The 26,200-nt window shown below is 41.8% G+C and carries 26 protein-coding genes, 1 tRNA gene and 1 pseudogene; 8 read left to right on the top strand and 20 right to left on the bottom strand.

The features are described from left to right. Positions 1-19: 19 nt before the first annotated feature. Positions 20-356: pseudogene (locus CSV74_RS16725) on the top strand (ArsB/NhaD family transporter); the annotation flags it as partial. Between the two features lie 263 nt (positions 357-619). Here CSV74_RS16725 and CSV74_RS00140 read toward each other — a convergent pair. After that, positions 620-691, bottom strand: a tRNA-Arg gene (locus CSV74_RS00140). A gap of 231 nt (positions 692-922) precedes the next feature. On the opposite strand from CSV74_RS00140, the gene clpP reads away from it, so the two are divergent. Then, positions 923-1,519: an ATP-dependent Clp endopeptidase proteolytic subunit ClpP gene (gene clpP, locus CSV74_RS00135; RefSeq protein WP_029054094.1), complete on the top strand. Its 597-nt coding sequence runs from the start codon at positions 923-925 to the stop codon at positions 1,517-1,519. 348 nt (positions 1,520-1,867) lie between these two features. Here clpP and CSV74_RS00130 read toward each other — a convergent pair whose 3' ends face one another. From CSV74_RS00130 to hprK, 12 genes are all read right to left on the bottom strand, one after another. Next, entirely contained in the window at positions 1,868-2,125 is a 258-nt protein-coding gene (locus CSV74_RS00130) for an HPr family phosphocarrier protein (RefSeq protein ID WP_029054095.1), read from the bottom strand. Positions 2,126-2,173: 48 nt separating this feature from the next. Continuing rightward, positions 2,174-3,100, bottom strand: coding sequence for a DNA-binding protein WhiA (gene whiA, locus CSV74_RS00125; protein ID WP_099690136.1), 927 nt, complete (start codon positions 3,098-3,100; stop codon positions 2,174-2,176). Positions 3,101-3,141: 41 nt separating this feature from the next. Continuing rightward, entirely contained in the window at positions 3,142-4,089 is a 948-nt protein-coding gene (locus CSV74_RS00120) for a gluconeogenesis factor YvcK family protein (RefSeq protein WP_099690555.1), read from the bottom strand. Between the two features lie 22 nt (positions 4,090-4,111). Beyond that, a complete protein-coding gene (rapZ, locus tag CSV74_RS00115) occupies positions 4,112-4,999 on the bottom strand; it encodes an RNase adapter RapZ (protein ID WP_029054098.1) in 888 nt (295 codons plus the stop codon). Between the two features lie 5 nt (positions 5,000-5,004). Continuing rightward, positions 5,005-5,481, bottom strand: coding sequence for an 8-oxo-dGTP diphosphatase (locus CSV74_RS00110; protein WP_029054099.1), 477 nt, complete (start codon positions 5,479-5,481; stop codon positions 5,005-5,007). A 205-nt stretch (positions 5,482-5,686) separates the two neighbouring features. After that, on the bottom strand, positions 5,687-6,640 hold the full coding sequence (gene trxB, locus CSV74_RS00105; protein ID WP_029054100.1) for a thioredoxin-disulfide reductase: 954 nt from the start codon (positions 6,638-6,640) through the stop codon (positions 5,687-5,689). A gap of 148 nt (positions 6,641-6,788) precedes the next feature. Then, positions 6,789-8,312, bottom strand: a complete 1,524-nt coding sequence (locus tag CSV74_RS00100; protein WP_099690554.1) for a tetratricopeptide repeat protein — start codon at positions 8,310-8,312, stop codon at positions 6,789-6,791. A gap of 88 nt (positions 8,313-8,400) precedes the next feature. Next, the gene (locus CSV74_RS00095) at positions 8,401-8,922 is read right to left on the bottom strand and encodes an acyltransferase (RefSeq protein ID WP_099690135.1); all 522 of its coding nucleotides are present in this window, start codon (positions 8,920-8,922) and stop codon (positions 8,401-8,403) included. Next, positions 8,919-9,575 (bottom strand): pyrophosphatase PpaX, encoded by a 657-nt coding sequence (gene ppaX / locus CSV74_RS00090; protein WP_099690134.1) that lies wholly within the window; start codon positions 9,573-9,575, stop codon positions 8,919-8,921. The genes CSV74_RS00095 and ppaX overlap by 4 nt, the downstream gene beginning before the upstream one ends. Then, positions 9,568-10,527 carry a nucleoside recognition domain-containing protein gene (locus CSV74_RS00085; RefSeq protein WP_099690133.1) on the bottom strand — a complete coding sequence of 320 codons (960 nt, stop codon included), beginning with the start codon at positions 10,525-10,527 and terminating at the stop codon, positions 9,568-9,570. The genes ppaX and CSV74_RS00085 overlap by 8 nt, the downstream gene beginning before the upstream one ends. After that, positions 10,511-11,332 carry a prolipoprotein diacylglyceryl transferase gene (gene lgt / locus CSV74_RS00080; protein WP_233190692.1) on the bottom strand — a complete coding sequence of 274 codons (822 nt, stop codon included), beginning with the start codon at positions 11,330-11,332 and terminating at the stop codon, positions 10,511-10,513. The genes CSV74_RS00085 and lgt overlap by 17 nt, the downstream gene beginning before the upstream one ends. Continuing rightward, complete coding sequence (gene hprK / locus CSV74_RS00075; RefSeq protein WP_099671317.1) at positions 11,333-12,283, bottom strand: HPr(Ser) kinase/phosphatase; 951 nt, start codon at positions 12,281-12,283, stop codon at positions 11,333-11,335. A gap of 186 nt (positions 12,284-12,469) precedes the next feature. Between hprK and CSV74_RS00070 the strand changes: the two genes are divergently transcribed. Beyond that, entirely contained in the window at positions 12,470-13,021 is a 552-nt protein-coding gene (locus CSV74_RS00070; RefSeq protein WP_099690132.1) for an N-acetylmuramoyl-L-alanine amidase, read from the top strand. Between the two features lie 697 nt (positions 13,022-13,718). On the opposite strand, the gene CSV74_RS00065 is transcribed toward CSV74_RS00070, so the two are convergent. The 6 genes from CSV74_RS00065 to CSV74_RS00040 all read right to left on the bottom strand — a co-directional run bounded on the left by CSV74_RS00065 (position 13,719) and on the right by CSV74_RS00040 (position 22,367). Beyond that, a complete protein-coding gene (locus CSV74_RS00065; protein ID WP_099690131.1) occupies positions 13,719-14,810 on the bottom strand; it encodes a DUF4097 family beta strand repeat-containing protein in 1,092 nt (363 codons plus the stop codon). A gap of 80 nt (positions 14,811-14,890) precedes the next feature. Then, entirely contained in the window at positions 14,891-17,758 is a 2,868-nt protein-coding gene (gene uvrA, locus CSV74_RS00060) for an excinuclease ABC subunit UvrA (RefSeq protein ID WP_099690130.1), read from the bottom strand. A gap of 7 nt (positions 17,759-17,765) precedes the next feature. Then, the gene (gene uvrB, locus CSV74_RS00055; protein WP_099690129.1) at positions 17,766-19,748 is read right to left on the bottom strand and encodes an excinuclease ABC subunit UvrB; all 1,983 of its coding nucleotides are present in this window, start codon (positions 19,746-19,748) and stop codon (positions 17,766-17,768) included. 207 nt (positions 19,749-19,955) lie between these two features. Continuing rightward, positions 19,956-20,213, bottom strand: coding sequence for an IDEAL domain-containing protein (locus tag CSV74_RS00050; RefSeq protein ID WP_099690128.1), 258 nt, complete (start codon positions 20,211-20,213; stop codon positions 19,956-19,958). Between the two features lie 212 nt (positions 20,214-20,425). Beyond that, on the bottom strand, positions 20,426-21,637 hold the full coding sequence (locus CSV74_RS00045; protein WP_099690127.1) for an ABC transporter permease: 1,212 nt from the start codon (positions 21,635-21,637) through the stop codon (positions 20,426-20,428). Then, complete coding sequence (locus CSV74_RS00040; RefSeq protein ID WP_099690126.1) at positions 21,621-22,367, bottom strand: ABC transporter ATP-binding protein; 747 nt, start codon at positions 22,365-22,367, stop codon at positions 21,621-21,623. Before CSV74_RS00040 ends, CSV74_RS00045 begins: the two co-directional genes overlap by 17 nt. Positions 22,368-22,488: 121 nt before the next feature. On the opposite strand from CSV74_RS00040, the gene CSV74_RS00035 reads away from it, so the two are divergent. The 4 genes from CSV74_RS00035 to CSV74_RS00020 all read left to right on the top strand — a co-directional run bounded on the left by CSV74_RS00035 (position 22,489) and on the right by CSV74_RS00020 (position 24,479). Beyond that, positions 22,489-22,914, top strand: a complete 426-nt coding sequence (locus CSV74_RS00035) for an HIT family protein (RefSeq protein WP_099690125.1) — start codon at positions 22,489-22,491, stop codon at positions 22,912-22,914. 194 nt (positions 22,915-23,108) lie between these two features. Next, positions 23,109-23,465, top strand: a complete 357-nt coding sequence (locus CSV74_RS00030) for a YtxH domain-containing protein (RefSeq protein ID WP_099690124.1) — start codon at positions 23,109-23,111, stop codon at positions 23,463-23,465. Positions 23,466-23,652: 187 nt separating this feature from the next. Continuing rightward, positions 23,653-24,207, top strand: coding sequence for an HTH-type transcriptional regulator Hpr (locus tag CSV74_RS00025; RefSeq protein WP_099690123.1), 555 nt, complete (start codon positions 23,653-23,655; stop codon positions 24,205-24,207). 86 nt (positions 24,208-24,293) lie between these two features. After that, on the top strand, positions 24,294-24,479 hold the full coding sequence (locus tag CSV74_RS00020; RefSeq protein WP_029054118.1) for a hypothetical protein: 186 nt from the start codon (positions 24,294-24,296) through the stop codon (positions 24,477-24,479). A 42-nt stretch (positions 24,480-24,521) separates the two neighbouring features. Here CSV74_RS00020 and CSV74_RS00015 read toward each other — a convergent pair whose 3' ends face one another. Continuing rightward, positions 24,522-24,623, bottom strand: coding sequence for a YjcZ family sporulation protein (locus tag CSV74_RS00015; RefSeq protein ID WP_081657910.1), 102 nt, complete (start codon positions 24,621-24,623; stop codon positions 24,522-24,524). 158 nt (positions 24,624-24,781) lie between these two features. On the opposite strand from CSV74_RS00015, the gene CSV74_RS00010 reads away from it, so the two are divergent. Next, the gene (locus CSV74_RS00010) at positions 24,782-25,741 is read left to right on the top strand and encodes a peptidylprolyl isomerase (protein WP_029054119.1); all 960 of its coding nucleotides are present in this window, start codon (positions 24,782-24,784) and stop codon (positions 25,739-25,741) included. The last annotated feature ends 459 nt before the right edge of the window (positions 25,742-26,200 follow it).

Below are 26,200 nucleotides of genomic sequence, written 5' to 3'. Positions count from 1 at the left end.
GCTTGTTGCTGGAGTAGCAGGATTGAGGTCTGTACTGACTGGCTTGATCGAGTAGACATCAAGTCACGGCTTGCATGCTGCTACGATTAGTATGCGGTTCATCGCAGCGGTACCACCTAATGTGCGGGAGGCGTTAATTTATGCGAATGTGATTTAGGTCTGAAGATGACACCAATCGGCTCGCTGACGGCGTTGCTTTGGTTGCATGTGCTGCTGTTAAAGGGCGTGCGTACTTCATGAAGGTATTAGGTAGTGTATTGACTGTGCCTACGCTTCTGATTACGCTGACGGGTTATGGTGGCTATCGGTTTCTTGAAATTAGGAACGCTGGGGATTGGTGCTTCACCCCCATGTAAACACTACCTAACTCTCACAAACATTCATGTTTATCTCCGGAGCATTACTTCGGTTCTGAATTTCTACCGATGATTTATTCATAGGAAAAAGTAAACAAAATGAATATAACTTATTAAAAAAGAACACACTCAATGAGATTACTTACACTTTTTCTCATCGAGTGTGTTCTATTTATATCTTTCCAATGTCGTAAAAAACAACGATTGGATGCACGATCCAAATGGACCATGACAAACAATCGTTGTTTAAGATAGAACCTTGATGCCCTCGGCGGGAGTCGAACCCACATTTTGAGCTTCGGAGGCTCACGTGCTATCCATTGCACCACGAGGACTAAACGTGTAGTATCAAGCTTTAACTATAACTACTCCACTACAGAAAAAAGCTTTTCTTCTGTAAGAGACATCTTCCATTATATCGTAGAATATAATGAAAAGCAATGTGTATTTTTAAGGCAAATGATTTGACCTTTGTTGACCTTAATAGGTAAAATACAGTTATAGTTGAAATACGAAATGATTTCAACCGAACGAATATTATGAAGTAATTAAAGGAGGAAGTCTAATTGAATCTAATTCCTACAGTTATTGAACAAACAAACCGTGGTGAGCGAGCGTACGATATTTACTCTCGTCTATTGAAAGACCGTATTATCATGTTGGGTAGCGGCATTGACGACAACGTAGCCAACTCTATCGTTGCACAACTGCTATTCCTAGAAGCTGAAGATCCAGATAAAGATATCTCCATTTACATCAACAGCCCAGGTGGAAGTATCACAGCAGGTATGGCAATCTACGATACAATGCAATACATTAAGCCAGACATCCGCACAATCTGTGTAGGTATGGCAGCATCTATGGGGGCATTCTTGCTAACAGCTGGTACAGAAGGTAAACGTTACGCTTTGCCAAACGCAGAAGTAATGATTCACCAACCACTAGGTGGCGCACAAGGTCAGGCAACTGAAATCGAAATCGCCGCAAAACGCATCTTGCACCTACGTGAAAAACTAAACCAAATCCTAGCAGATCGCACGGGCCAGCCAATCGACGTCATCGCAAAAGACACAGACCGCGATAACTTCATGACTGCCGAACGCGCTAAAGAATACGGCCTAGTCGACCACGTTCTAGAACGCAGCGAAATCGAAAAGAAATAACAACAACAGGTTGTCCGGAAAGCCAAATGGCCTTCCGCGACAACCTTTTTATTTTGTATTTTATATGGGGTTGGGGTTTATCTTCACCACACAAATGTACCAGCTCTCTAACTCCAGAAAGAGACAGCTAGTTGATCTGCGTTCCAGGGGGCGACTCCCGATGGATTAGCGTGCGCCTTGAGACCCTGGACGTAGCGAAGCGAAGGAAGCGGCTCAAGGCCACGCCCATGGGAAAGCGTCCACCTGGAACGCAGATCAACGGGTCGCTCTCCTCCCTTATTCCAAAAAACAAAAAAAGATGACGAAACCTAAAAAGGTCATCGCCACCCATATTCAACACGATCCGACTCACTGCTCAACTTCGACTAAATCAGCCAAATTCTGAAGAGCCAAATCCTCATCAATCCCGTCCGTAATCAACGTGATCTCCGTCCCCTTCGCAATCGCCAAACTCATAATCCCCATAATGCTCTTCGCATTCACCTGACGATTATCCTTCTTCAAATAAATATCAGCCGTATACTTATTGGCCTCCTGTACAAATAACGCCGCCTGTCTAGCTTGCAAACCAGGTTTAATTCCTACTTTTACTGTTTTTTCTACCATAGTGTGTGCTCCTTTTCTTCCTCTTCTCATGAAGGATCTACTAGTTATTTAACGTAAACGATCTGCGATTTCTTCAATCTTACGCAAACGATGATTGACACCCGACTTACTGACCGGTGCACCCGTTACCAGTTCACCTAGCTCCTTTAGCGTCACGTCTTGGTGCGTAACACGTAATTGAGCAATTTCTTGCAGACGATCCGGTAATTGATCTAAACCAATCGTGCGCTCAATTAACTTAATATTTTCTACTTGCCTTTGTGCCGCACCGATTGTCTTATTCAGATTGGCAGTTTCACAATTCACTAGCCGATTCACACTGTTGCGCATATCACGCATGATCCGCACATCTTCAAACTTCATAAGGGATACATGCGCACCGATAATGCCAAGGAAATCGGATATTTTTTCTGCTTCTTTAAGATACGCAATAAATCCTTTTTTACGTTCAATAGATTTCGCATTCAACTGAAAATGGTTCATCAACTCAACAAGTGATTGACTATGTTCTTGATAACTTGAGAAGATTTCCAAGTGGTAAGAAGACGTCTCCGGATTATTAACGGAACCTCCTGCCAGGAAAGCTCCCCGTAAGTATGCGCGTGCACAGCAGTCATTTTCAATTAGCTGTGGATCGATCGTATTAATCATTTGGAAATCATGCGTCATAATCGACAATTCTTCTAATAAATGTTTGGCTCCATCTCGGATCCGACAAATATAGATATTATTTTTCTTTAAACGCATTTTTTTTCGGACAAGCAATTCCACTTTATATGGATACAACGCCTTCACGTTCGAATACAGACGACGCGCAATAGAGGCATTTTCTGTTTGAACGTCAAGACTTAGTTGTTTATTAGAAAAAGACATAACACCATTCATTCGGATGAATGCCGCAATTTCTGCTTTCGTACAGCAGTCATCCGCCTCAATTTGCGTCAGTTCTTTTTTCGTTTTGGATGCAAAAGACATGATATTCCCCCTTTTCGGCGATCTTCATATCTATCCGCCTTCTACGTTCTCTCTATATAACTCATCAACATATCTGATACTTCCATCGTTTTATGCATGATCGTTCCATCTAATATTGTCGCAATCTCCTGCACAAATACTTCAGGCACTAGTGATTGAAGTATTTCTAGGTCATTCTCCACAAGCCAAGGTTCTTCACTTTCACTCAGGTTATGCGTACGTCTGAACGCTTCTGCATTATTCACTAGTACTGCATCAAGAAATGGTTCTCCCGCATGATCATAAAGCGCCTGAACATGCTCAGAAGCAGTATAGCGATACGTTTCGCCACGTTGTGTAGTTAAATTACCAACATAGACCTTTTTTGCAGTACTTTCGAGAACCGCTTCGCGAATATCCTGCACTAAAAGTGTTGGCAAAGTACTAGTATACAAGCTTCCCGGTCCAAATACGATTAAATCTGCATTTTTTATTGTATCCGCTGTTTCTGGCAAAGGTTTTACATCTTGTGGCGTGATGAAAACGTTACGGATTTTCCTTCCATAGAGAGGGATTTTCGATTCACCTGTAATGATTGAACCATCTTCAAGCTCGGCATGCAAGGTAATTCTCTGATTTGCTGCAGGTAGTACGGTTCCTTTAATATTCAGCACAACGCCCATCTGCTCGACTGCACGTGCGAAATCGCCAGTAATAGTCGTTAAGGCTGTAAGCATTAAATTCCCTAGAGAATGTCCTTTCAAGCCATCTGATCCCTCAAAACGATGCTGAAACATTTTCTCGATCATAGGCTCAACATCTGAAAGCGCTGCCATAACTTGCCTTATATCTCCAGGCGGCGGGACGTTATACTGGTCGAATAAACGACCTGAACTTCCCCCATCATCCGCTACCGTAACAATCGCTGTCAATTCGATCGGATAACGTTTTAAGCCACGAAGGATATTGGATAATCCTGTGCCACCGCCGAACACAACAACTCTTTTCATCGTAGTGGATTGCATATTCATGTCAACCCTTTCTTTTTTCAACGTCTCGATGCGATACATGCGTCGGGTAGTCGTCTTTAAAAACACCTGTAAAGTATTCAGCAAGTGTAACAGAACGATGTTGACCACCTGTACAACCGAATGCGATAACCGCCTGACCTTTTCCTTCTTGTTTATACTGAGGGATTAAGAATTTAAATAAATCGGTTAGTTTTTCAATTAATTCTTTTGTATCTGACCATTTCAATACGTAATCCGATACTTCGCGATTCAAACCTGTCAACGGACGTAATTCTTCCAAATAAAACGGGTTCGGTAAAAATCGAACGTCGAATACTACGTCTGCATCAATCGGCATCCCATGCTTGAATCCGAATGATACAAAATTCAAGGTGAAGTTTGGCTCGCCTGCTTCAGAAAATTCACGTGTGATTTTCTCTCGTAATTGCTTAGGCTTTAACTTAGATGTGTCAATAATAGAACGTGAAAGTCCTTTTATTTCAGTCAGTAAATGACGTTCTTTGCGAATCCCTTCGAGTAACACGCCTCCTTCAGATAACGGGTGTGATCTACGCGTTTCTTTATAACGTTTCACAAGTGCTTCGTTATCTGAGTCGAGGAATAACAAACTTGTTTTAACATCTTCCATTTTGAATAATCCTTCGAGTGCAGTAACCATGGAATCAAATAAACTTCCTCCGCGCGTATCCATTACAGCGGCAATGCGTCTCATCTGATTATCCGACTTCATCATCAAATCCAGGAAAGTTACAAACAATTCGGGTGGCAAGTTGTCTATGCAATAGAATCCCATGTCTTCAAAGCATTGCATGGCGACTGTCTTGCCTGCACCTGACATCCCTGTAATAATTACGACTTCATATTCATTTACCGCTTGTGGTTGATCCATAAATGTTATTCACCTTCCATTGATTGTTGAAGCGATTCTCGCAAGAAGCGGAATTGCTCTGTATAATAGAACGTTCCATATTGCATACCTTTCTGACTAACCGCAAAGAGCAAATTCTTGCGATCACCTTCCGCCATTGGCAGTGTATGCAAACTTTCAAGCGGATGCCATTCCAGTTCACCTTCGACGGTTGTCTTCATTAATTCTCCGGAATAATCATGTGCGACAAATGTGAAGAGTAACCATTCGTTCAATAATTCTGTTCCCTCATCATCCATAATCATCATCGTATATACGCCTTTTAAATGTGGCGAGATCGCCTGCGCACCGGTTTCTTCGAGAAATTCACGAGTAGCTGCTTCATATACAGACTCACCTTCATCGATTTTCCCTCCCGGTGCTACATACCAACCACGCCTTGGCTTCTTTAGTAATAGGACTTGACCGTCTTTTACCACGAGCAAATTAGCAATTTTTTGCATATGTAGTTCCCCACTTTTCAAGTATGTACTTATAGTATACAACGCTTTCATTAAAAACGAAAAAAAAAGGTGACTATTCACGGAAGTTTGTACCGTAAATAGCCACAAAGTTGCTATATTATGAAAGGGGGGTCTTTCTTCTTTCTATTATCCCCCTTTTTTATTGCAGACCCATTACATAGACGTTACAAATGGATAACCTGTTTTACGCCTTCGCTTCTACTTCTTCCATCAACTCTTCAATATACTTCTGAGCTGCTTGAGCTGCAATACTTCCGTCTCCTGTAGCGGTTACGACTTGACGTAATAATTTCTCACGCACATCACCTGCAGCAAAGATTCCAGGAATTTTTGTTTCCATGATGTCGTTCGTTTCAATATAGCCGTTTTCATCCAAAATGCCAAGATCTTTGAAAGGCTCTGTTATTGGATCCAATCCGATATAAACGAACATACCTTCAGTTTCCATTTCACGTTCAGAACCGTCTTCAGTAGATACCAACGTTATAGAACCGATCTTCCCGTCTTTTTCATTCACTTGCTTAACCGTTGAATTCCAAATGAAATCAATCTTCTCATTTGCAAACGCACGCTCTTGGACGATTTTTTGTGCACGCAATGTATCACGACGGTGGATAATAGTTACCTTATTAGCAAAACGTGTTAAGTATGAACCTTCTTCTACCGCTGAGTCACCGCCACCAATTACGACGATATCTTTATTACGGAAAAATGCCCCGTCACATACTGCACAGTAACTTACGCCACGGCCCGTTAATTCTTCTTCACCCGGTACACCGATCTTTCGGTATTCTGCACCCGTAGTCAAAATAACTGCACGTGCTTTATAACTTTTCTCGCCTACATGAACCGTTTTGAATTCACGGCCGTCTTCGATTTTCGTTACGTCTCCATACGCATATTCAGCTCCGAAACGTTTCGCATGATCGAACATTTTCGTGGAGAGATCCGGACCTAAAATACTTTCAAATCCAGGATAGTTCTCAATATCTTCTGTATTGGCCATTTGACCGCCTGGCAAGCCTCTTTCTAGCATCAGTGTGGACATATTTCCACGTGATGTATAGACAGCTGCTGTCATCCCTGCTGGACCTGCTCCGACGACAATCACATCATATACTTTTTCTTCCGTTGTCATGGTGTTTTTCCTCCTTCAAAATACGCATCCCTTGGTGTTCATTCATATCACCAAACATTTTATCTGACTGGCAGATAAAACTATCGCTACATAAAATCGTACGAGAAATACACGTGAATTTCAACTTAAATGCAACATCTACAGGCAGTTATTCTTTTGAATAAGGCAGAAATTGAAGCAGTTCTTGAATATACTTAGAAAGTGTTGCAACTGATACGCTATAATTTTCTGCGATAGACTTCTTTGTCACTTTTTTGTCATGTGAAGATTGGAACATAAAATCTGCAGCGGCAGCAAGTGCATGTACATTGCTGAACATGTATTTTTGTTCAAGCGCATTTTCACATAAAGAGAACCACATTTGAAAGAGCTGTACTCCTTGCTCATCAAGCGGTTTATACTCTTCATACAATAGATCACAAATTGCCAGCGCTTTTTTCAAAGCCTTTTCGAATGGAGTAGTCACCTTGAATGAATAGTTCAGGCTGTGCGCTAAAAAAAGCTGTTCTGCAGCAGTCAATTTTTCCACATCTATATATCCCGGATGCGATAAGATCTCCTGTAAATGTGACGACTTTCCTACTAAGTACAAACCAAGCATTCGCTCACTGTGATAAGGGTTTGAAATCTTTTCAATCAAGAACGGCACATCCTCTTCGTAAGAATCCGTGTCCAGTTCTTCATCCAGTGATTTCCAAGGTTCAAAACCTTCTTTAGTAGGATCCAACTTCAACAAAGCTTCATTTGCCTGTTCTGCTACTTTTCGATGACCCGTAAAGTATGCGGCATTCGCTAGCCAAAAGTAATACCCGACATCTCCTTCAAATCCGCGCTTTTGCAGACTTCGAAGCCAGTGGTACGCTTCTTCATAACGACCAGTTAGTGCAAATGTCGCACCTAATTTATAGCGTTGCTCGAATTGATACGGTTTAATTTTCGACAACAACTCCATCATGCTGTTCAGACGTTCTTCATCTCGGTTGTAATAAAAGAACACTGCCAAGTTACATAGCGCATGGATATTACCTTTCTCTTCACGTAGGACATCATACAATATATCTTCTGCATGCTTCTCTTTGCCAATATAAAAATACGCAAGCGCCAAATTATTATGGACAGCCCATGTTTTCGGATAATCCACTAATAAATCTTCTAGCACTTCTATAGCATCTTCAAAATCCCCTTGTTCCATCATGCGACGTGCTTTTTCTTGCCTAAAAATCACTTCACCATCAAGCTGTTCGCCTTCTTCCACGAACAATTCTTCTTGATCAGCGAATTCAGAGATTTCATGAGCTTCTTCTACAAATACACCATCCGGTGCCATAGCTACATATTTCAATGCATATTGCTTCGCTTCACGCAGTAAACCAAGATGTGCGTGAACTTCCGCTAAATAGAATGTCGTCTCCTCATTATTTGGATCTAGATCATCAGCCGTTTGCAACAGCTCATACGCATCTTCAAAGCGACCGACTTCCATGATGAACACGCCGTATTCCATGTGTGTCAGTGCGTCATCTGGATTCAATTCTAGTGCACGTTTATAATATTTTTCCGCATCAGAAAATTGTTCACGCTGCATAGCTTGCATCGCGCGTTTACGATAAAAATCACCGTCAGGCAGGAATGGTATAATTTTATCTTTCATAAATCGTTGGTTGTTTTTCAATCGAACTCCTCCGAAAAAGTAAGAGGAACGCACTTGACGTCCCCCTGCAATGTATCCTCTAGTATAGCACAACTACATAGCCCGTCATTCATTTCCTTTCACGAGCTGCACGTTCTGCCATTTCTTCGGCTGTATATATAATACGCACTGGATTCCCGCCAGCAAATGTACCAGCCGGAATATCTTTATTGACGAGTGACGCAGCGGAAACAATAGCGCCGTCACCTATTTTAATGCCTGGTAAAATCGTCGTATTGGCCCCAATCAGTACATGATTGCCTATTTCCACATCTCCAATACGGTATTCATCTATCAAGTATTCATGCGCTAAAATCGTCGTATTAAACCCAATTATAGAGTTTTCACCGACAGAAATTCGTTCTGGAAACATGACATCCGGTACAACCATCAGCGCAAAAGCCGTATGTTTTCCGACTTTCATTCGCAAGAATAATCGATACAAAACATTTTTCCATGAAACGAACGGAGTGTACCGCGCAATTTGAATGACGATGAAATTTTTGGCTACTTTTACAATCGAGACCGTTCGGTAAATATGCCAAAGTGAATTTGCATCTCCTTTGGAAGGATGCCGCTCTGTGCGTCTCATAGCTTGATGCCCGCAGTAATTTTAAGTAAGTCGGACATATGTTGCAACATGTAATCAGGTTTGAATGTCTGCAAGTATTCTTCCCCTTTTAGTGCCCATGCAACGGCTGCAGTTCGTGTTCCTGCATTTTGTCCGCCGAGTATATCGTGGAAATTATCCCCGATCATAAGTGACTCTTCTGCTGTTCGATCCAGACGTGTTAACGCCAGTAATATAGGTTCTGGGTTCGGTTTAGGGTTCGTAATATCATCGAGTCCAATTACAGTCTCAAAATAAGGAGTAATTCCTAGAAGATTAATCCCTCTTTCAACCATGTCACGCTTCTTCGTGGAAACGACTGCCATCTTCAAGCCAAGATCATACAATTTACGAAGTGTATCTTTCACGCCTTCGAATTCAGTAACATATGCATCGTGGTTCGCCAGATTCCATTCACGGTATTCGTCAATTAATTGTTCTGTCATATCCGGTGCAATCGATGAAAACGTATCATGTAATGTAGGTCCGATGAATGGCAACATCTCTTCCCGCTCGAAACGTCCAGGGAAATGTTTTTCCAATACATGTTGGAAAGAAGAGAGTATTAACTCATTTGTATCTGCAAGCGTTCCGTCAAAATCAAATAATAATGTAGTAATCTGCTGATTAGTCAATAACAGCTTCCCCCTTCTCTCTCGGCTGCTTCCATAGAATACTCACTGTAATCGTCAGTCCAATGGCAGTAACAAGCCGAATAATCAATAATGGCCAAATCGGTATACCGAGTGGCAAGAATAATAGTGTGTCCTCAATTACCGCATGACATGCCATCAAGAATATGAAGGCCAATGTAATATCTCGTTTCGATACTCCATCTTCCTGCACTGCTTGAATCATGACACCTGCACCGTATGCCAGCCCAATCAATAATCCAGCAACGAGTGTCATCGATGCATTCGGTTTCACACCAATCATTTTTGTAAACGGTGCCAAACTAGTAGAAAAACGCTCTAAATATTTGCGGTCTTTCACATACTGCACAAACAGCATTAACGGAATGACGATCAATGCCAGCTGCAAAACGCCAAATGCCGCCTTTTCAAGTCCCAGCAAGAAAATTTGCACAAAGCCTTCCGGTACGACTTCCGCTTTTGGCGTTAGACCGTATTGAGCGATTTCATTACCACCTGTCCAGAATAAATTAATCAGAACTCCAGCTAGCACAGCCAATCCAAGACGTACAACAAGCACTGTCCATAGTTTGACGCCCACTTTTATGGCGACAGCTGTTTCAATGAACAGATTATGCGCAAAACTGATCATCACAGCAATAATAAATACTTCTTTCACCGTTAATTCTAATGAAATGATGCCGGCAATTCCAGCGTATAAGTTTAATGCATTCCCAAGCACGATAGGCACGGCTGCTTCACCGCGCAAGCCAAAAAGATGCATGATAGGTTCAACCAATTGCACAAGCCAAGGTAAGATAGGCGTAAATTGCAAAATGGTTACAAGCAACGTAATAGGGAAAATGATCTTACCGAGTGACCATGTCGTTTTTAATCCCACTTGTAAACCATTTTTTAACGTATTAGATAATGCGATATTATCTTTGTTTGTCATTATAGTTCTCTTTCACTTTCATTACATATCTACGATACAACAAGATGGCAATCCCTATGACAATTCCCGTTACAGATACTAACTGCGCTGCACGCAAACTGCCGATGACATACAGACTATCTGTCCGCATCCCTTCAATAAAGAATCTGCCTATAGAATACCAGATGACATAAAACAAGAATACTTCGCCACGTTTCATCTTCAGCGTTCTTCGAATCACTAAAATCAAAATGAGTCCGACAACATTCCATAACGACTCATACAAGAATGTCGGATGATACGTGATCCCGTCAATGGTCATTTGATTCATAATCCAGTCAGGAATAATCGTACTTTCTTTAAACGCTTCTGAAACCGGACCGCCATGCGCTTCCTGATTCATGAAGTTCCCCCAGCGCCCGATAATTTGTCCAATCAATAAACCAGGTGCCGTAATATCCGCAACTTTCCAGAATGACACGCCACGCTTCTTGCAGAATATCACCGCGGTAATGACCGCACCGATCAACGCACCATGGATGGCAATCCCGCCATTCCAAATTTGAATAATTTGGTCTGGATGATCACGGTAATAATCCCATGTGAAAATCACATAGTAAATTCGCGCACTAATAATTGAAATAGGTATCGCCCAAATGAGCATGTCCGTTAGTAAGTCAGGGTGCATTCCCCGCTTCAGCATTTCTCGTTGAACTACCATAAATCCTAAAATAATTCCGAGCGCAATCAAAATACCGTACCAGCGAACTTCTAAGCTGCCAATACTGATCGCGACTGGGTTAATCACTAGCATAGATACATTCACTTAGTCGCGCTCCTCTTCGTCTAATAATTCCGCATTATCTGCGATTGCTTGATCCAAACGCTTCGTAAATTCCTCTGCAGCATTAATGCCAAGACGTTTCATTCGATAATCCATCGCCGCTACTTCAATGATGACCGCAATATTCCGCCCAGGTCTTACAGGAACGGACAATTTGGTAATTTGCGAATCAAGGATTTCTACTTTCTCTTCATCGATGCCAAGACGATCATAGTGCTTCTTATCATCCCAAATCTCCAAATCAACCGCTAGCAATACACGCTTATCATCCTTCACGGAACTCGCTCCAAATAACGTCATCAAATCGATAATACCGACCCCGCGAATCTCTAACATATGCTTCAACAGTTTCGGTGACGTTCCGATCAAGACGTTATCGGACACCTGACGAATCTCAACTGAATCATCCGCTACTAGTCTATGCCCTTTTTTAATGAGTTCTAACGCAGTTTCACTTTTACCTACTCCGCTGCCACCTGTGATCAATACACCCACACCATACACATCCACTAGCACACCATGAACTGTCGTCATCGGAGCAAGTTGTCCAACCAAGTAATTCGTCAACATCCCCGAAAATTGTGTAGTTTTATAATCCGTCCGGAGAACTGGAATGTTTTTCTCCTCTGCTAATTGGCTCAATTCCTTTGGACCTTCTTCGCCATGAGCAATAATGAATGCTGGCGTATCAACCGAGCAAAGTCGCTCCAAACGCTTTCTTCGTGTAATGGCAGGCAATGTTTCGAGGAAAGACATCTCCTTACGCCCGATCAACTGCACACGTTCAGCAGGATAATAATCAAAATAACCAGCCATCTCAAGTCCTGGCCGTGAAATGTCACTCATTTGGATTTGCTTATGAATGCCTGCATGCCCAGCAATCAATTCCAATCCAAATCGATTCATCATATCTTCTACCGTTAATTCACCCATGAAATCCCTCACTTTCTGCTACGATGTACGTATTCTGGCAGTCTTTTGTGCTTATGTACAAACTATTCCAACCTATTTTACCATGAAGGAAACGAAAAGAAATGGATTACTTCTTAATCTATATCCCCTTTTTGTATCCCTTTTAAAAGAATTCTCTATATAGAGGATAAAGGAGAGTGGACAGAATTGACACTAATCATTCTTGATGCAGGTCACGGACCAGATACACCCGGTAAACGAACACCTGATGGAAAGCTTCGGGAGTATCACTTTAATGCGGCAGTAGCTACACTCGTTGGAGAGTTTTTAACGAAGGAAGGCATGATAGTTAAGTATACTCATGCGTCTACCCAGGACGTACCTTTAAGCGAACGAACCGCTTCAGCTAACCGAATGAAGGCTGATGCATTTGTCTCCATCCACGCCAATGCATTCGGCAATGGCTGGCACTCAGCACAAGGGATTGAGACATATATTTATCCACAAGCAAGCAAAAGTTCCGCTGTGCTCGCTTCTGCCGTGCAAAAGGCTTTGATCTCTGCTTGCCAGCGTCCTGATCGTGGCGTGAAGAAAGCGGACTTCGCCGTACTGCGTGACACAAATATGCCTGCGATTTTAGTAGAGTGCGGCTTCATGTCGAACCAGACAGAGGCCGCGTTATTGCAGAGTAAAGCCTATCAACGCCAATGCGCACGGGCTATCGCTTTTGGAATTTTGTGTTGGGAGTATGGGAGGTGAATTGGTGGGTTTAGGCTTGGATGTGATGGGATACGGGCGGCAATGAGCGGATACGTGGTGTGATTGAGCGGATAACCCGTGGGTATGAGCGGGTGCGTGGCATGATTGATCGCATAAACCGTTAGTATGAGCGGATACGGTCCGGGATAGAGCGGGTAGCTGTTGGGATAGAGCGGTTAGCCCTCACCATAGAGCGGATACGCAACCACAATGAGCGCTTACACGAATTAATGAGCGCACGAGCGATCTACCTCTAGATGTTGCAGGGCAATGAGCGCGTGCGGGGCCTGATTGATCGCATAGACCGTTAGTATGAGCGGATACGGTCCGGGATAGAGCGGTTAGCTGTTGCGATAGAGCGCTTATCCCTCACTATAGAGCGGGAACGCAACCACAATGAGCGCTCAGACGAATTAATGAGCGCCCGAGCGATCGCCCTCCCGATGTTGCCGGGTCATTGAGCGGATAATCGGCATGATTGATCGCATAGACCGTTAGTATGGGCGGATACGGACCGGGATAGAGCGGTTAGCTGTTGGGATAGAGCGCTTAACCCTCACCATAGAGCGGATACGCAACCACAATGAGCGCTCAGACAAATTAATGAGCGCCCAAGCAACTCCCCCTCATTACATTCAAACAAAACAAAAAACACCTGCACCGCCACAAATGGCAATGCAGGTGTTTCATTATGCTATCAAACCATATCGACAGAGTTATAGCGAACCATAACTGAGCCTGTCTTGGACTCACCAGTAACATGCAACGGTTCTTTCGTCGCGTCATCGGCATTTTTACTGAAGCGGATCGTACGATGCAAGAATTGCTCTTGCTCTTCCACACGGGACACGTCATTTAATTGCAAGTCGAGCTTGCCCATGTTGGACGTAATCTCTCCCTTAACACCTATAGAAGATGGGAAGTAAATTTCAACAGAACCGCTAATTGACTTTGCTTCCAATCTTTTTGCATCAGTAGATGAAGTCGTCAACGTCACATTTCCGTTTAAGGATTTCGCATCTACATCTTGTACCGCGCCATCTATATAGACACGACCGTTTAATGTTTCGGCTTCTAGCTTCTCACCAGTAACTTTTAATAAACGTACCATACCATTTGCTGTTTCTAGTTCGGCTTCATCGAATTTAATATCTGCACATTCGATTTTACCATTTGCCGTTTTGATGCGTAGATCTTTGAAAGCGACACCTTCTACTGAACATCCTCCGTTCAACAAACGGACAGAGAGTTTATTATAAAGTGTTGAAGTCGGAACGTACAGATGCATGTTGACTTGCAACATTTTCAAGTCACTCCCGATGCGCAACTTATTACCGTCTTTCACGAACAATAACTTTTCAAGGAACTGACTAAGTGCGCCTGCTTCAGAATCAGTATTGAAATGCTTTACAGAAAACTTCGCCATGATCTCATCGTTTTCTGAAGGATGAATTTCCACAGTACCGTGATCGATATGGATGATGATTTCTTCTATATCTTCTACAGATTTACTTTCTGTATGGGTAAAGGAGACAGATTTGCTGAATGGTGCTTCGAAATCGAATTCTTTCACACGGTGTACTGCCGTATCCATAAATTGCATGAAGCGGTCACCTGCTGAGACGAATTCTTTGCGGATATCTTCGAAGAAAGCATCAGCTGAAGAGCTCTCTTCTGCTGTTCTTTGTTCAGATTCCTTACCCATGGCTTCCAGTAATTTCAATGCTTCTTCAGCTGTAATTTTACCTTCTTCAAGCATTGTTAGTATTCGTATGCGTTCATTTTGCATTTCCAGATTCCTCCTCGTTTTGAACAATCTTTGCAGTAACTATCTATTTATACGGTTCTGAGGAATAAAAGTTTCATTTTCTATTTCTTTACTACTTTTTTAATTTGTTCTTTCATCCGATTTCGATCTCTTTCTAGGATGGTCTTCAAATATTTACCGGTGTAGGACTCTTCGACTTCTGCTATCGCTTCCGGTGTCCCCGTCGCAACAATTTCTCCGCCTTTGTCCCCGCCTTCTGGACCAATATCGATAATATAATCGACTGTCTTAATGACGTCCAGATTATGCTCAATAACGAGAACGGTGTTACCGCTATCAACTAGACGTTGTAGAACTTCAAGTAACTTGGCAATGTCATGAACGTGCAAACCTGTTGTTGGCTCGTCCAAAATATAAAACGATTTACCTGTAGAACGTTTATGCAGTTCGGAAGCCAATTTCACACGTTGTGCTTCTCCACCTGACAGTGTCGTTGCTGGTTGACCTAATTGTACATAGCCTAAGCCTACATCCACAATCGTCTGCAATTTACGATGGATTTTCGGGATATTCTCGAAAAACACCACCGCATATTCCACTGTCATCTCCAGTACGTCCGCAATATTCTTTCCTTTATATTTCACTTCAAGTGTTTCTCGGTTATACCGTTTGCCATGACATACTTCACACGGTACATATACATCCGGTAGGAAATGCATTTCGATTTTGATGATTCCATCTCCACGGCATGCTTCACACCGTCCACCCTTCACGTTGAAGCTGAAGCGACCTTTTTTATAGCCACGAACTTTCGCTTCATTCGTCATGGCAAAAACATCGCGAATATCGTCAAAGACGCCTGTATACGTTGCTGGGTTGGAACGTGGTGTTCGTCCAATTGGTGATTGATCGATATCGATAATCTTCTCCAAATATTCCACACCACTGATACTATCGAATTTTCCAGGTCTTTGTTTGGATCGATTCAATTTCTGCGCCAATGTTTTATGCAATATGTCATTGACCAACGTACTCTTGCCCGAACCGGAAACTCCAGTAACTGCAATAAATTGACCGAGAGGGAACTCTGCATCAATATGCTTCAAGTTGTTCTCTGAAGCCCCCTTGACGATAATACTTCGCTCATCACGTGGTCTGCGTTCAGTCGGAAGTGGGATGAATTTCTTTCCGCTCAAATATTGACCGGTCAGCGATTTTTTGTTTTTCATGACTTTCGCAGGAGTGCCAGCAGCTACCACTTCCCCTCCTGCCACACCAGCACCCGGACCTATATCAATTAAATAGTCAGCAGCCATCATCGTGTCTTCGTCATGTTCTACAACAATCAGCGTATTTCCAATATCCCGCATGTTTTGTAGTGTGCCAATTAATCGATCATTGTCTCGCTGATGAAGTCCGATTGAAGGCTCATCGAGTATATACAAAACACCCGTCAAACGAGATCCAATTTGTGTAGCCAGACGAATCCGCTGTGCCTCTCCACCAGACAGTGTTCCCGCTGAACGTGATAAATTCAGATAGTCGAGTCCGACGTTTACCAAGAAGCCTAAACGTTCTTGGATTTCTTTTAGGATCATATCTGCAATTTGCGCGTCTTTCTCAGAAAGGGTTAATTGGTCAAAGAATTTCGTTGTTTCAACAATCGAGCGTTCCGTGATTTTCCCGATATGCTCGCCATTCACTAATACCGAAAGTGATTCAGGCTTTAAGCGATAACCTGTACAAGTAGGACAGGATTTTTCCGTCATATATTTACCCATCTGCTCACGAATGTAGTCTGAAGATGTCTCATGATAACGGCGTTCTACGTTGCGCAAAACACCTTCGAAATAAATATCGCTATCGCGGGTATTACCGAATTCATTTGTATAGCGGAAACGAATCTTCTCCTTTTTCGATCCTAGCATTAGTTTTTCAATATCCGAATCAGCTAATTCACTAACCGGTACATCCATAGGAATTTTATAATGCTTGGCAATCGTCTTCAGGAGTTCCGGATAATACTGAGAACTTGTTGGCTCCCATGGGGCAATGGCGTGTTCTTTTAGCGTTAGTTCATTATTTGGAATGACTAAATCTGGATCGACTTCAAGTTTCATGCCGAGCCCATCACATTCAGGACATGCACCGAATGGACTGTTGAATGAAAACATACGCGGTTCTAGCTCACCAATTGAAAATCCACAAATAGGACATGCATGATGTTCACTGAAAAACAGTTCTTCTTCACCGATTACATCGACAAGAACATTACCGTCAGCAAGACGTAAAGCGGACTCTAATGAGTCACTTAAACGTGTTTCGACGCCTTCTTTCATGACAATCCGGTCAATGACGATTTCAATCGTATGCTTTTTATTTTTATCTAAATCTATATTATCGTCCAAATCAATCGTTTCACCGTTGACCCGTACGCGTACATACCCTTGTCTTTTAATGTCTTCAAATAATTTGGCATGCGTCCCTTTACGTTCTGAAATAATAGGTGCCAAAATCTGAATTCGAGTACGCTCCGGCAACTCTATTACACGATCCACCATTTGCTGAATCGTCTGCGTTGAGATTTCAATGCCATGATACGGACAATGTGGTTTTCCAACTCTGGCATACAGCAAACGCAAGTAGTCATAGATTTCCGTCACCGTTCCTACAGTAGAGCGTGGGTTTTTACTCGTTGTCTTCTGGTCGATGGAAATCGCCGGCGACAATCCTTCTATAGAGTCCACGTCTGGTTTATCCATTTGTCCAAGGAATTGACGCGCATACGCGGATAATGATTCCACATAGCGGCGCTGTCCTTCCGCGTAAATCGTATCAAACGCCAGTGAAGATTTTCCTGATCCAGATAGGCCCGTAAGCACAACTAGTTTGTCACGTGGAATCTTCACTGTAATGTCTCTCAGGTTATTCGCTCTCGCGCCCTGGATTACAAGTTCTTTATTTTTCATGCGAACTCTACCTTTCTGCTTTCAGTTCTAATACGGTATCACGTAACTCTGCAGCTCTTTCGAAGTCCAACGCTTTTGCTGCGTCTTTCATTTCTTTTTCCAATTTAATTAGCAATAAGCCTTTCTCGTCTTTCGATAGCTTCTTGCCGTTGGTCACCTTTTGCAAATACGATTCCGTTTCTTCAGCCACTTGAGTAGCACGGATCAATTCACGTATCGGTTTGACGATGGTTGTTGGTGTTATACCATGTTTTTCATTGTAAGCTATTTGAATTTCACGACGACGTTCCGTTTCATCAATAGCTTTCTTCATGGAATCCGTCATTTTATCCGCGTACATGATGACGCGTCCTTCTGAGTTACGTGCAGCCCGACCAATCGTCTGGATCAACGCACGTTCCGAACGCAAGAACCCTTCTTTATCTGCATCCAAAATCGTGACCAATGAAACTTCTGGGATGTCGATTCCTTCACGCAGTAAGTTGATTCCGATCAGCACATCATACGTCCCGACACGTAACTCACGAATAATTTCTGTCCGTTCCAGTGTCTTGACGTCAGAATGGAGATACTGAACCTTAATCCCAATATCTTTTAAATAATCCGCCAAGTCTTCTGACATCTTTTTCGTCAGAGTTGTAATCAAGACACGTTCATCTCGTTCAATTCGAAGTTGTATTTCATCCAATAAATCATCAATTTGCCCTTCAATTGGACGCACTTCAATGATTGGATCAAGTAATCCTGTAGGACGTATAATCTGTTCTACCATCTCGTCTGTATGCTCAATTTCATAAGGTCCTGGCGTTGCAGAAATATACATAGCCTGTCGAATATGCTTTTCAAATTCTTCAAACATCAATGGACGGTTGTCTAATGCAGACGGCAAGCGGAAACCATGTTCCACCAATACCTTTTTACGCGCTTGGTCTCCATTGTACATACCGCGAATCTGCGGCAAGGATACGTGACTCTCATCTACTACGATCAAAAAGTCATCAGGGAAATAATCCAGCAACGTATAAGGTGTCGCACCTGCTTCACGCAATGTCAAATGTCTGGAATAGTTCTCAATACCAGAACAGAAGCCCATCTCCCGCATCATTTCTAAATCATAGCGCGTCCGTTGTTCTAAGCGCTGCGCTTCTAATAACTTATCGTTATCACGTAAATATTTAAGCTGTTCTTCCAACTCGATTTCAATATTTTCAATCGCTTTAAGTAACTTCTCTTCGCGTGTAACGAAGTGAGATCCTGGGAAAATAGCCACATGATCACGATCACCGATGACTTCACCTGTTAAAGCATCTACTTCACGGATTCGTTCAATTTCATCTCCGAAAAACTCAAGACGTATACAACGCTCATCACGTGCCACCGGAAAGACTTCGACTACATCGCCTCTAACACGGAATGTACCACGCGTGAAATTGATGTCATTGCGTTCGTACTGAATGTCCACTAGCGTGCGCAATAGTTCATTACGAGGTATTTCCATCCCCTTGCGTAATGAAAAAACCATATCATTATATTCTTCCGGCGAACCAAGGCCGTAAATACACGAAACAGATGCCACAATCAAGACATCATTGCGTTCAAATAAAGCACTCGTTGCGGAGTGGCGAAGTTTATCAATTTCATCATTGATCGATGAATCCTTTTCAATGAAAGTATCTGTCTGTGGAACATACGCTTCCGGTTGATAAAAGTCATAGAAGCTGACGAAGTATTCTACTGCATTATCCGGGAAAAACTCTTTGAACTCGCTATATAATTGGCCTGCTAACGTTTTATTATGCGCAATGACCAGTGTAGGTTTATTGATTTCTGTCAGTACATTGGAAACAGTAAATGTTTTACCTGTACCCGTTGCACCAAGTAACGTTTGATGTTTCTTACCTTGTTTAATGCCGTTAACAAGGCTTTCGATCGCTTTTGGCTGATCTCCTTGCGGCGTATATGGTGCCTGCAATTGAAATGTTTCGTTCAAATGGTTCCACTCCTCTTCTTAAACACCTGTCCTTCTATTTTACCACAACCAGGTTTTTTTCTAAAGAAATAACGAACGTACGTTTTAAGCTAACTCTCTATGTACTTTATTGTACCCTTGTACTTTGTGAAAGAAACTTGCAGCAAGACATTCTATACAATAAAAAAACACTGCTAGAATTTTGCCCTAGCAGTGCCTATGAAAACATTATTTTGTTTTAAGTTCATATCCGTTCTCTTGTGAAATGTCGAGTAATTGTTGTGTATACAGGTCGAATGCTTCTTTGTCATTTTGATCCAGCGCATCGTCAATCAATAGCATGATTCGCGATTGTGTTTGTTCCCAATGAATGTGTTGTAGAAACAGATCCCAATAGATTTCGTTCAGCAGCTTTTCCGCTTGGAGAGAAGTGCCTTTGTTACCTACCGCTTTCAAAAATTCAGCATATGAGTTGTTATTGTTCATCTCTCTCACCCCTGATACCTTTTAGTAATTATATATGCAATAGAATACTAAATGCAACCATTATTTTAACTATTCTAACTTTTTAATTACTTCTGTTTAATTAGATTAACGTTCACTAGGTACATATATCCAGAAAATTCCGTGACAGGATTATTTTTTTCTTAAGAAATGCTGATTACCTATTACTATTTCAACTTATCTACTGTCTAGCATCATATATCTATCATTTGCTCTTTAGTCAATCGAATTGTTGCTTCACCGACAATGAGTGCGATAGCTGCAATCAAGAGTGGTGTAACACTTAATCCGTACAATGGTAATGCCGCCAGTAATAGAATGATTGCTTGTAGCCAAATCAATTTTCTTACTAACAAACGAACCGCTTTGATTTGCGATTTTTCCTGTTCTTCAGGAAACAGCTGATCCATAGTGAACTCGAAGCCGCCTTCAAGTGCCAATATTAACTGAACAGCAGTCGCAAACGCCAATGCCCCTAAAAAGATGAACGAGACGATCGGAATCGGTATTAAAAATGCACCCATCGCAGACAGCACCGTTAATCTAACCCACAACCAAAATGTATCATCTGTACGAATAAATGTCCGGACAACCAAGTAATTTTGTACATCTTTGCGCTTGAACGTAGAACGTTTCATGGCAATTTTTAACCAGCTACGCTTACTTACTGATCCGACTAGATGCGGTACTTCCGTGAAATAATTCGCAAATCGATAGAAACGCATCATACGGTTTTGTTCTAATTCAATAAACTGCTCATACGGAAACGGAAACTGCTCTGCTTTTTTATCCCAAAACTTCGCATAGAGCATGGCGATCAAAATTCCGATAAAGATTGCAACCGAACTCCACGTAAGAGCGAAGTAAATTGTTGAAAATGTTAAAACCAGACGAAGCACACGGTCCGGCCAAACGAAATCATGATTGGCTACTCGAACACTATATTCAGTCCCTACAAACAATCCTTTAAACGCAATGATCAGCAATATCACGAGGAGATAATCAGTGCCTGCGCCCACTTCCGTTGCCTTTAATAAAGGCAATGCAATGACCATGGCAATCAACGGTAAAGGAAGTTGAGAAAACGTCGACCAAGTAATTGAACGTCTCATATAGCTCGGCAATTGGTTTTCCAATGGCAGGAAAAAGACAATATCTGCCGGCTTTAGTAACGTAGTCGGTGCAGCTTTCATTAACAACAGTGCAATGACGACGGATACAATGAAGACAGATGGGAATGTAGCGGGCACTTCTTTCAGCCATTCACTATACGCATAGCCTCCTGCTCCAATGGCGAACATGAAGACTATAGCCAAATGTCCAGTGAATACATAGCGCATATATTTCTGTAATTCATTGACGTAATGGAAGAACCGTTGTCCCCAAATCTCATGCATGTTGTTCATAGTCAGGTTCCTCAGTCATTGCAATATACAAGTCATCAAGTGTTGCATCCGGTCGTCCGAACGCCTTGCGCAAGTCGTCCATCGTACCGTTCGCACGGACCCGTCCTTCGTGCAACAAAATAATACGATCACAATACTTCTCAGCCGTCGCCAAAACGTGAGTCGACATCAGTATAGAAGCACCGGCATTTTTCCGTTCAATAATTTGGTCGAGTAATGCGCGAATCGCCAACGGATCTAACCCAACGAACGGCTCATCGATAATATATAATTTTGGTTCTACTAGGAAAGCACACATGATCATGACTTTCTGTCGCATACCTTTAGAAAAGTGAGCGGGAAACCACTTCAAGCGTTTTTCCATACGGAACTCTTTCAGCAATTGTTCGGTACGGATTTCAAACTGCTGCTTGTCCAACCCGTATGCCATCGCAGTCAGTTCCAAATGTTCTTGTAATGTAAGTTCTTCGTATAACACTGGAGTCTCTGGAATATAACTGAATGATTGGCGGTAATGTTCTTTATCACTAAACGTCGCACCGTCAATCTTGATTATTCCTTCGAGGGGATTCATCACACCGATAATATGTTTGATTGTCGTACTCTTTCCTGCACCATTTAGTCCGATTAACCCGACCAATTCCCCCTCTTCTATTTGAAATGAAAGGTCATGTAAAACGGGCTTACGCGTATAACCACCTGTTACATGTTCTAGTTCTAGGATTGCCATTATTTTTCCCCCTATCTTCTTTTAATATTTTAGCAAAGAAATTGTAAAATTGCTTTATCCGCCTTCGTTAACTATCTGAAAATATGCTACAATACATCCAAACATGAAAGGATGTGTAGAAATGACCTCATGTATTTTCTGCAAGATTGTAGAAGGCACGATTCCAGGAGAAAAAGTATATGAAGATGATCACGTGATCGCGTTTATGGACATTATGCCTGTCACGAAAGGGCACGTACTCCTGATTCCAAAAACACATCGTGAAAATGTGTATGAATTAACTGAGGAAGAAGCTGCGAATATATTTAAAGCGGCCCCAAAAATTGCTAACGCATTAAAAGAAGAATTTCAACCGTCCGGGATGAATCTATTACAAAACAACGGATCTTTCGCAGGTCAGTCAGTCTATCATTTCCATATGCATTTAATTCCACGCTATGATAAAACAGATGGTCTGAAAGTAGAATTCAACACAAAAGTAGAGCAGTTCCCGATGGACGTAGTATCTGAATTAGCTACTAATATTTCAAGACGACTGCAAGAATAACACGTCGAGGATGTAAAACAGAAGAGTACGGGACTATGTTTCATAACTTGAAATGAACTCCACTCTTCTATCCAATCCTCCCACCATTAGGACAGAATGCTTTTGTTAGAATAATATTTCATTCATTTTCTTGCTCAACTACGTAATAACATGCTTTAATAAAATAATAACTATACAAAAGGAGTGTTCTCTATATGAAAGCGTCCACATTCTTTATTGGTCTGGCAGCAGGTGCTGTCACTTCTGCGGTAACTGTTCTATATTCTACACCTAAAGCTGGCAGCGAACTGCGTGATAGTGTCAAAAATGCATCACTCGAATTGAAAGATAAGTTGAAAGATGTCAAAGGGCAAGTCGCAGATCTAAAAGATTCCGTAACCGATTTATCGAAAGAAGCAAAAGAACTTGTACCAGAGACAGTTGAAGAAATGAAAGTTTCCGTGGCAGACTGGAAGCGCTCAACAGAACATAATAAGAAACGTTTGGAGAAAGAAATTTCTGCAATCCAAACAGCACTGGATGATCTCGAAAAATCCATTAGTGCTCGCTAACGCATTTCCATTTAGGCATCAGTTTTTTACTTGCTAATCTTTGAGTGACCCATAGTAAAACAGCTATGAACTAGCTGGATTCTATGGGCGTATACACTCAAACTGATTTATTTTATTATTCCGTCTTCTCTATTTGTTGCTTTTTTGGTATAATAAATAAAAAGACTGAAAGAAAGCAGGTGTCTCGATGGCCGATCAACATATTTCACGTAAAGACGCCATGATCTTCAATCAGCGCGTAGCCCAAATGTCCAAGGCATTATGGAAAGCTGTAGAGAAGGATTGGCAACAATGGATTAAACCGTATGAACTCAATATTAATGAACATCATATTTTATGGATCGCCTATCATTTAGAAGGCGCTACAATTTCAGACATCGCGAAGTTTGGTGTAATGCACGTCTCAACCGCCTTTAACTTTTCAAAGAAGTTGGAACAACGTCAGCTTTTGTACTTCTCGAAAAAAGATGATGACCGACGCAATACATACGTGACGGTTTCAGATGAAGGCATAGCATTACTCATCCAGATGAATGAAAATTACCACAATGAAGATTATAGCGTACTTCAAGGTTCTCTTCCTATTCGCGATATTTACGGTAAATTCCTTGAAGTCATGTCTGTATTACGTAACATCTACGGGGATGATTTCATGGATATATTTGAACGCGGTTTCCAGAACATCGAGAAGACCTATGTCGATTCGAATGATTACCTTACAAAATCTGAAGTAGAGTCATAACTACCTGCTCTTCATACAGTTTAGTTTTTTCCTTTTGATCATAAATTCTGCTATGATAGTACAGAAGCAGAAAGAGGAGGTCTAAAATGGTTATAGCGATTACCATTCTATTTTCATTGTTCTACTTATATCAAATTAATAAAATGACATTTGCTCTTTGCCAATCTAGAGAGATCCCAGAAGAAAAGCAGCCAAAGATTTATCGAACTGTAAACATTCTGATTACAATCCTCATTTTATCCTTATATGTAGAAGTGTTCTTTAGCGCCTGACACTATGTATGCCCACCCCCAGTACTGGAGGCAGGGCTTTTTTTAATACAAGTATGCCGCACCGACGATAATCAACAAAATGAACAACACAACAATTAAAGCAAAGCCTGATGAACCTGATCCGCCATGTGTGTAACCGCTCATGAAGGCACCCCCTTTCACATTGTATCCTATGCGAAAGTAGAAAAAAGCGGTTGGGCAGTTTGGATGAATGGAACCTTTTTGTTTTTCATACGTTATATGGTATAGTGTTTACTTAAAGAATATACAGAATCTATACTTAGATTAGGGGAGTTAATTACATGAAAAAGAAGATGTTAGCATTTACACTCGCAGCTTCGGTTGCAGCTTTATCCGCTTGTTCTGGTGGCGGGGATGAAAAGGTTATGACCTCTAAAGCAGGAGATGTAACGAAAGATGAGTTTTATCAAGAAATGAAAACATCTGTCGGTGAACAAGCTCTACAAATGATCATCTTAGAAAAGGTTCTGGATGATAAGTATGACGTAGACGATAAGCAAGTAGACGCAGAATTTGATAAAAACAAAGAACAACTCGGTGAAAACTTCGAAGCATTTTTAGCTCAACAAGGACAAACACCTGACAGCTTCAAAAAAATGATTCGTTTGAATAAATTGCAAGAAGCTGCATTGACTGACGGTATTGAAGTTTCTGACGAAGAGTTAAACAAACGCCTTGAAGAATCTCAATCAGAAATCAACGCTCGTCACATCTTAGTTGAAGATGAAAAGACAGCAAAAGAAGTAAAAGAGAAGTTGGATAAAGGAGAAGACTTTGCGAAAGTAGCAAAAGAATACTCTACTGATCCAGGTTCTAAAGATGAAGGCGGAGATCTTGACTGGTTCGCATACGGTGTAATGGTTCCTGAATTCTGGAACGCTGCATACGACTTAGAGCCAGGCAAAATCAGTGAGCCGGTTCAATCAGATAATGGCTTCCACATCATTGAAGTAAAAGAAAAACGCAAAGCTGAAGATGAGAAAATCTCTGATGAAAAGAAAGATGAAATTCGTCACGAACTATTGATGGAAAAGGCTGACGAAAATGAGCTATTAGCTAAAGTTTCGAAGCTAGTAAAAGCAGCAGATGTAAAAATTAAAGACGAAGATTTGAAAGCTTCACTTGATTTGTTCAAGATGGAAGAGCAACCAACTGAAGGTGAAGCTCCAGTTGACGTAGAAGCACCTGCAGAAGACGCTCCAGCTGATGATGCTGAAGTGGAAGTTGAAGAAGGTAAGTAATATATGAAAAAGGTCTGCCCCGGAAGTTTCAATTTCCGGTAGCAGACCTTTTTTTGTGTTTTCAATAGACTTTTAGTGCTCTTTAGGTCACTGTTCTGTTGTAAGTGCGTAAGTGACCATGATTACGTTTCTATTTAGCATGCCTAATAAGCGGCGTGCGGTTGTGGTTTAGCTAGCAATCTAAGTGGCAAATTCTTTGTCCCCACTTCGGCGCGTCGTGTGTAGGGCAGTTCTTACACTTCTTTTTCATAAATAGAAGATCAGTATCACTAAGTCACTGATTTTATTCTTGTTTGAACCACAATCAAAGTTAATACTACTCAGTAGCGCAGGCACAACTGCGGGGTAGGCCGTGGCCATGAGACAACTGGCAGCCCTACCGCCAGCTGGCTCATGGCTGGAGGCAATCCCCCACGTGCCTGTGCGGGTCCAGAAAGCAGACACTCGGTGACTCCAGTG

The sequence above is a fragment of the Sporosarcina sp. P19 genome (genome assembly GCF_002743165.1).
Lineage (GTDB): Bacteria > Bacillota > Bacilli > Bacillales_A > Planococcaceae > Sporosarcina > Sporosarcina ureae.
This window is presented reverse-complemented; position numbering and strand designations above follow the sequence as displayed.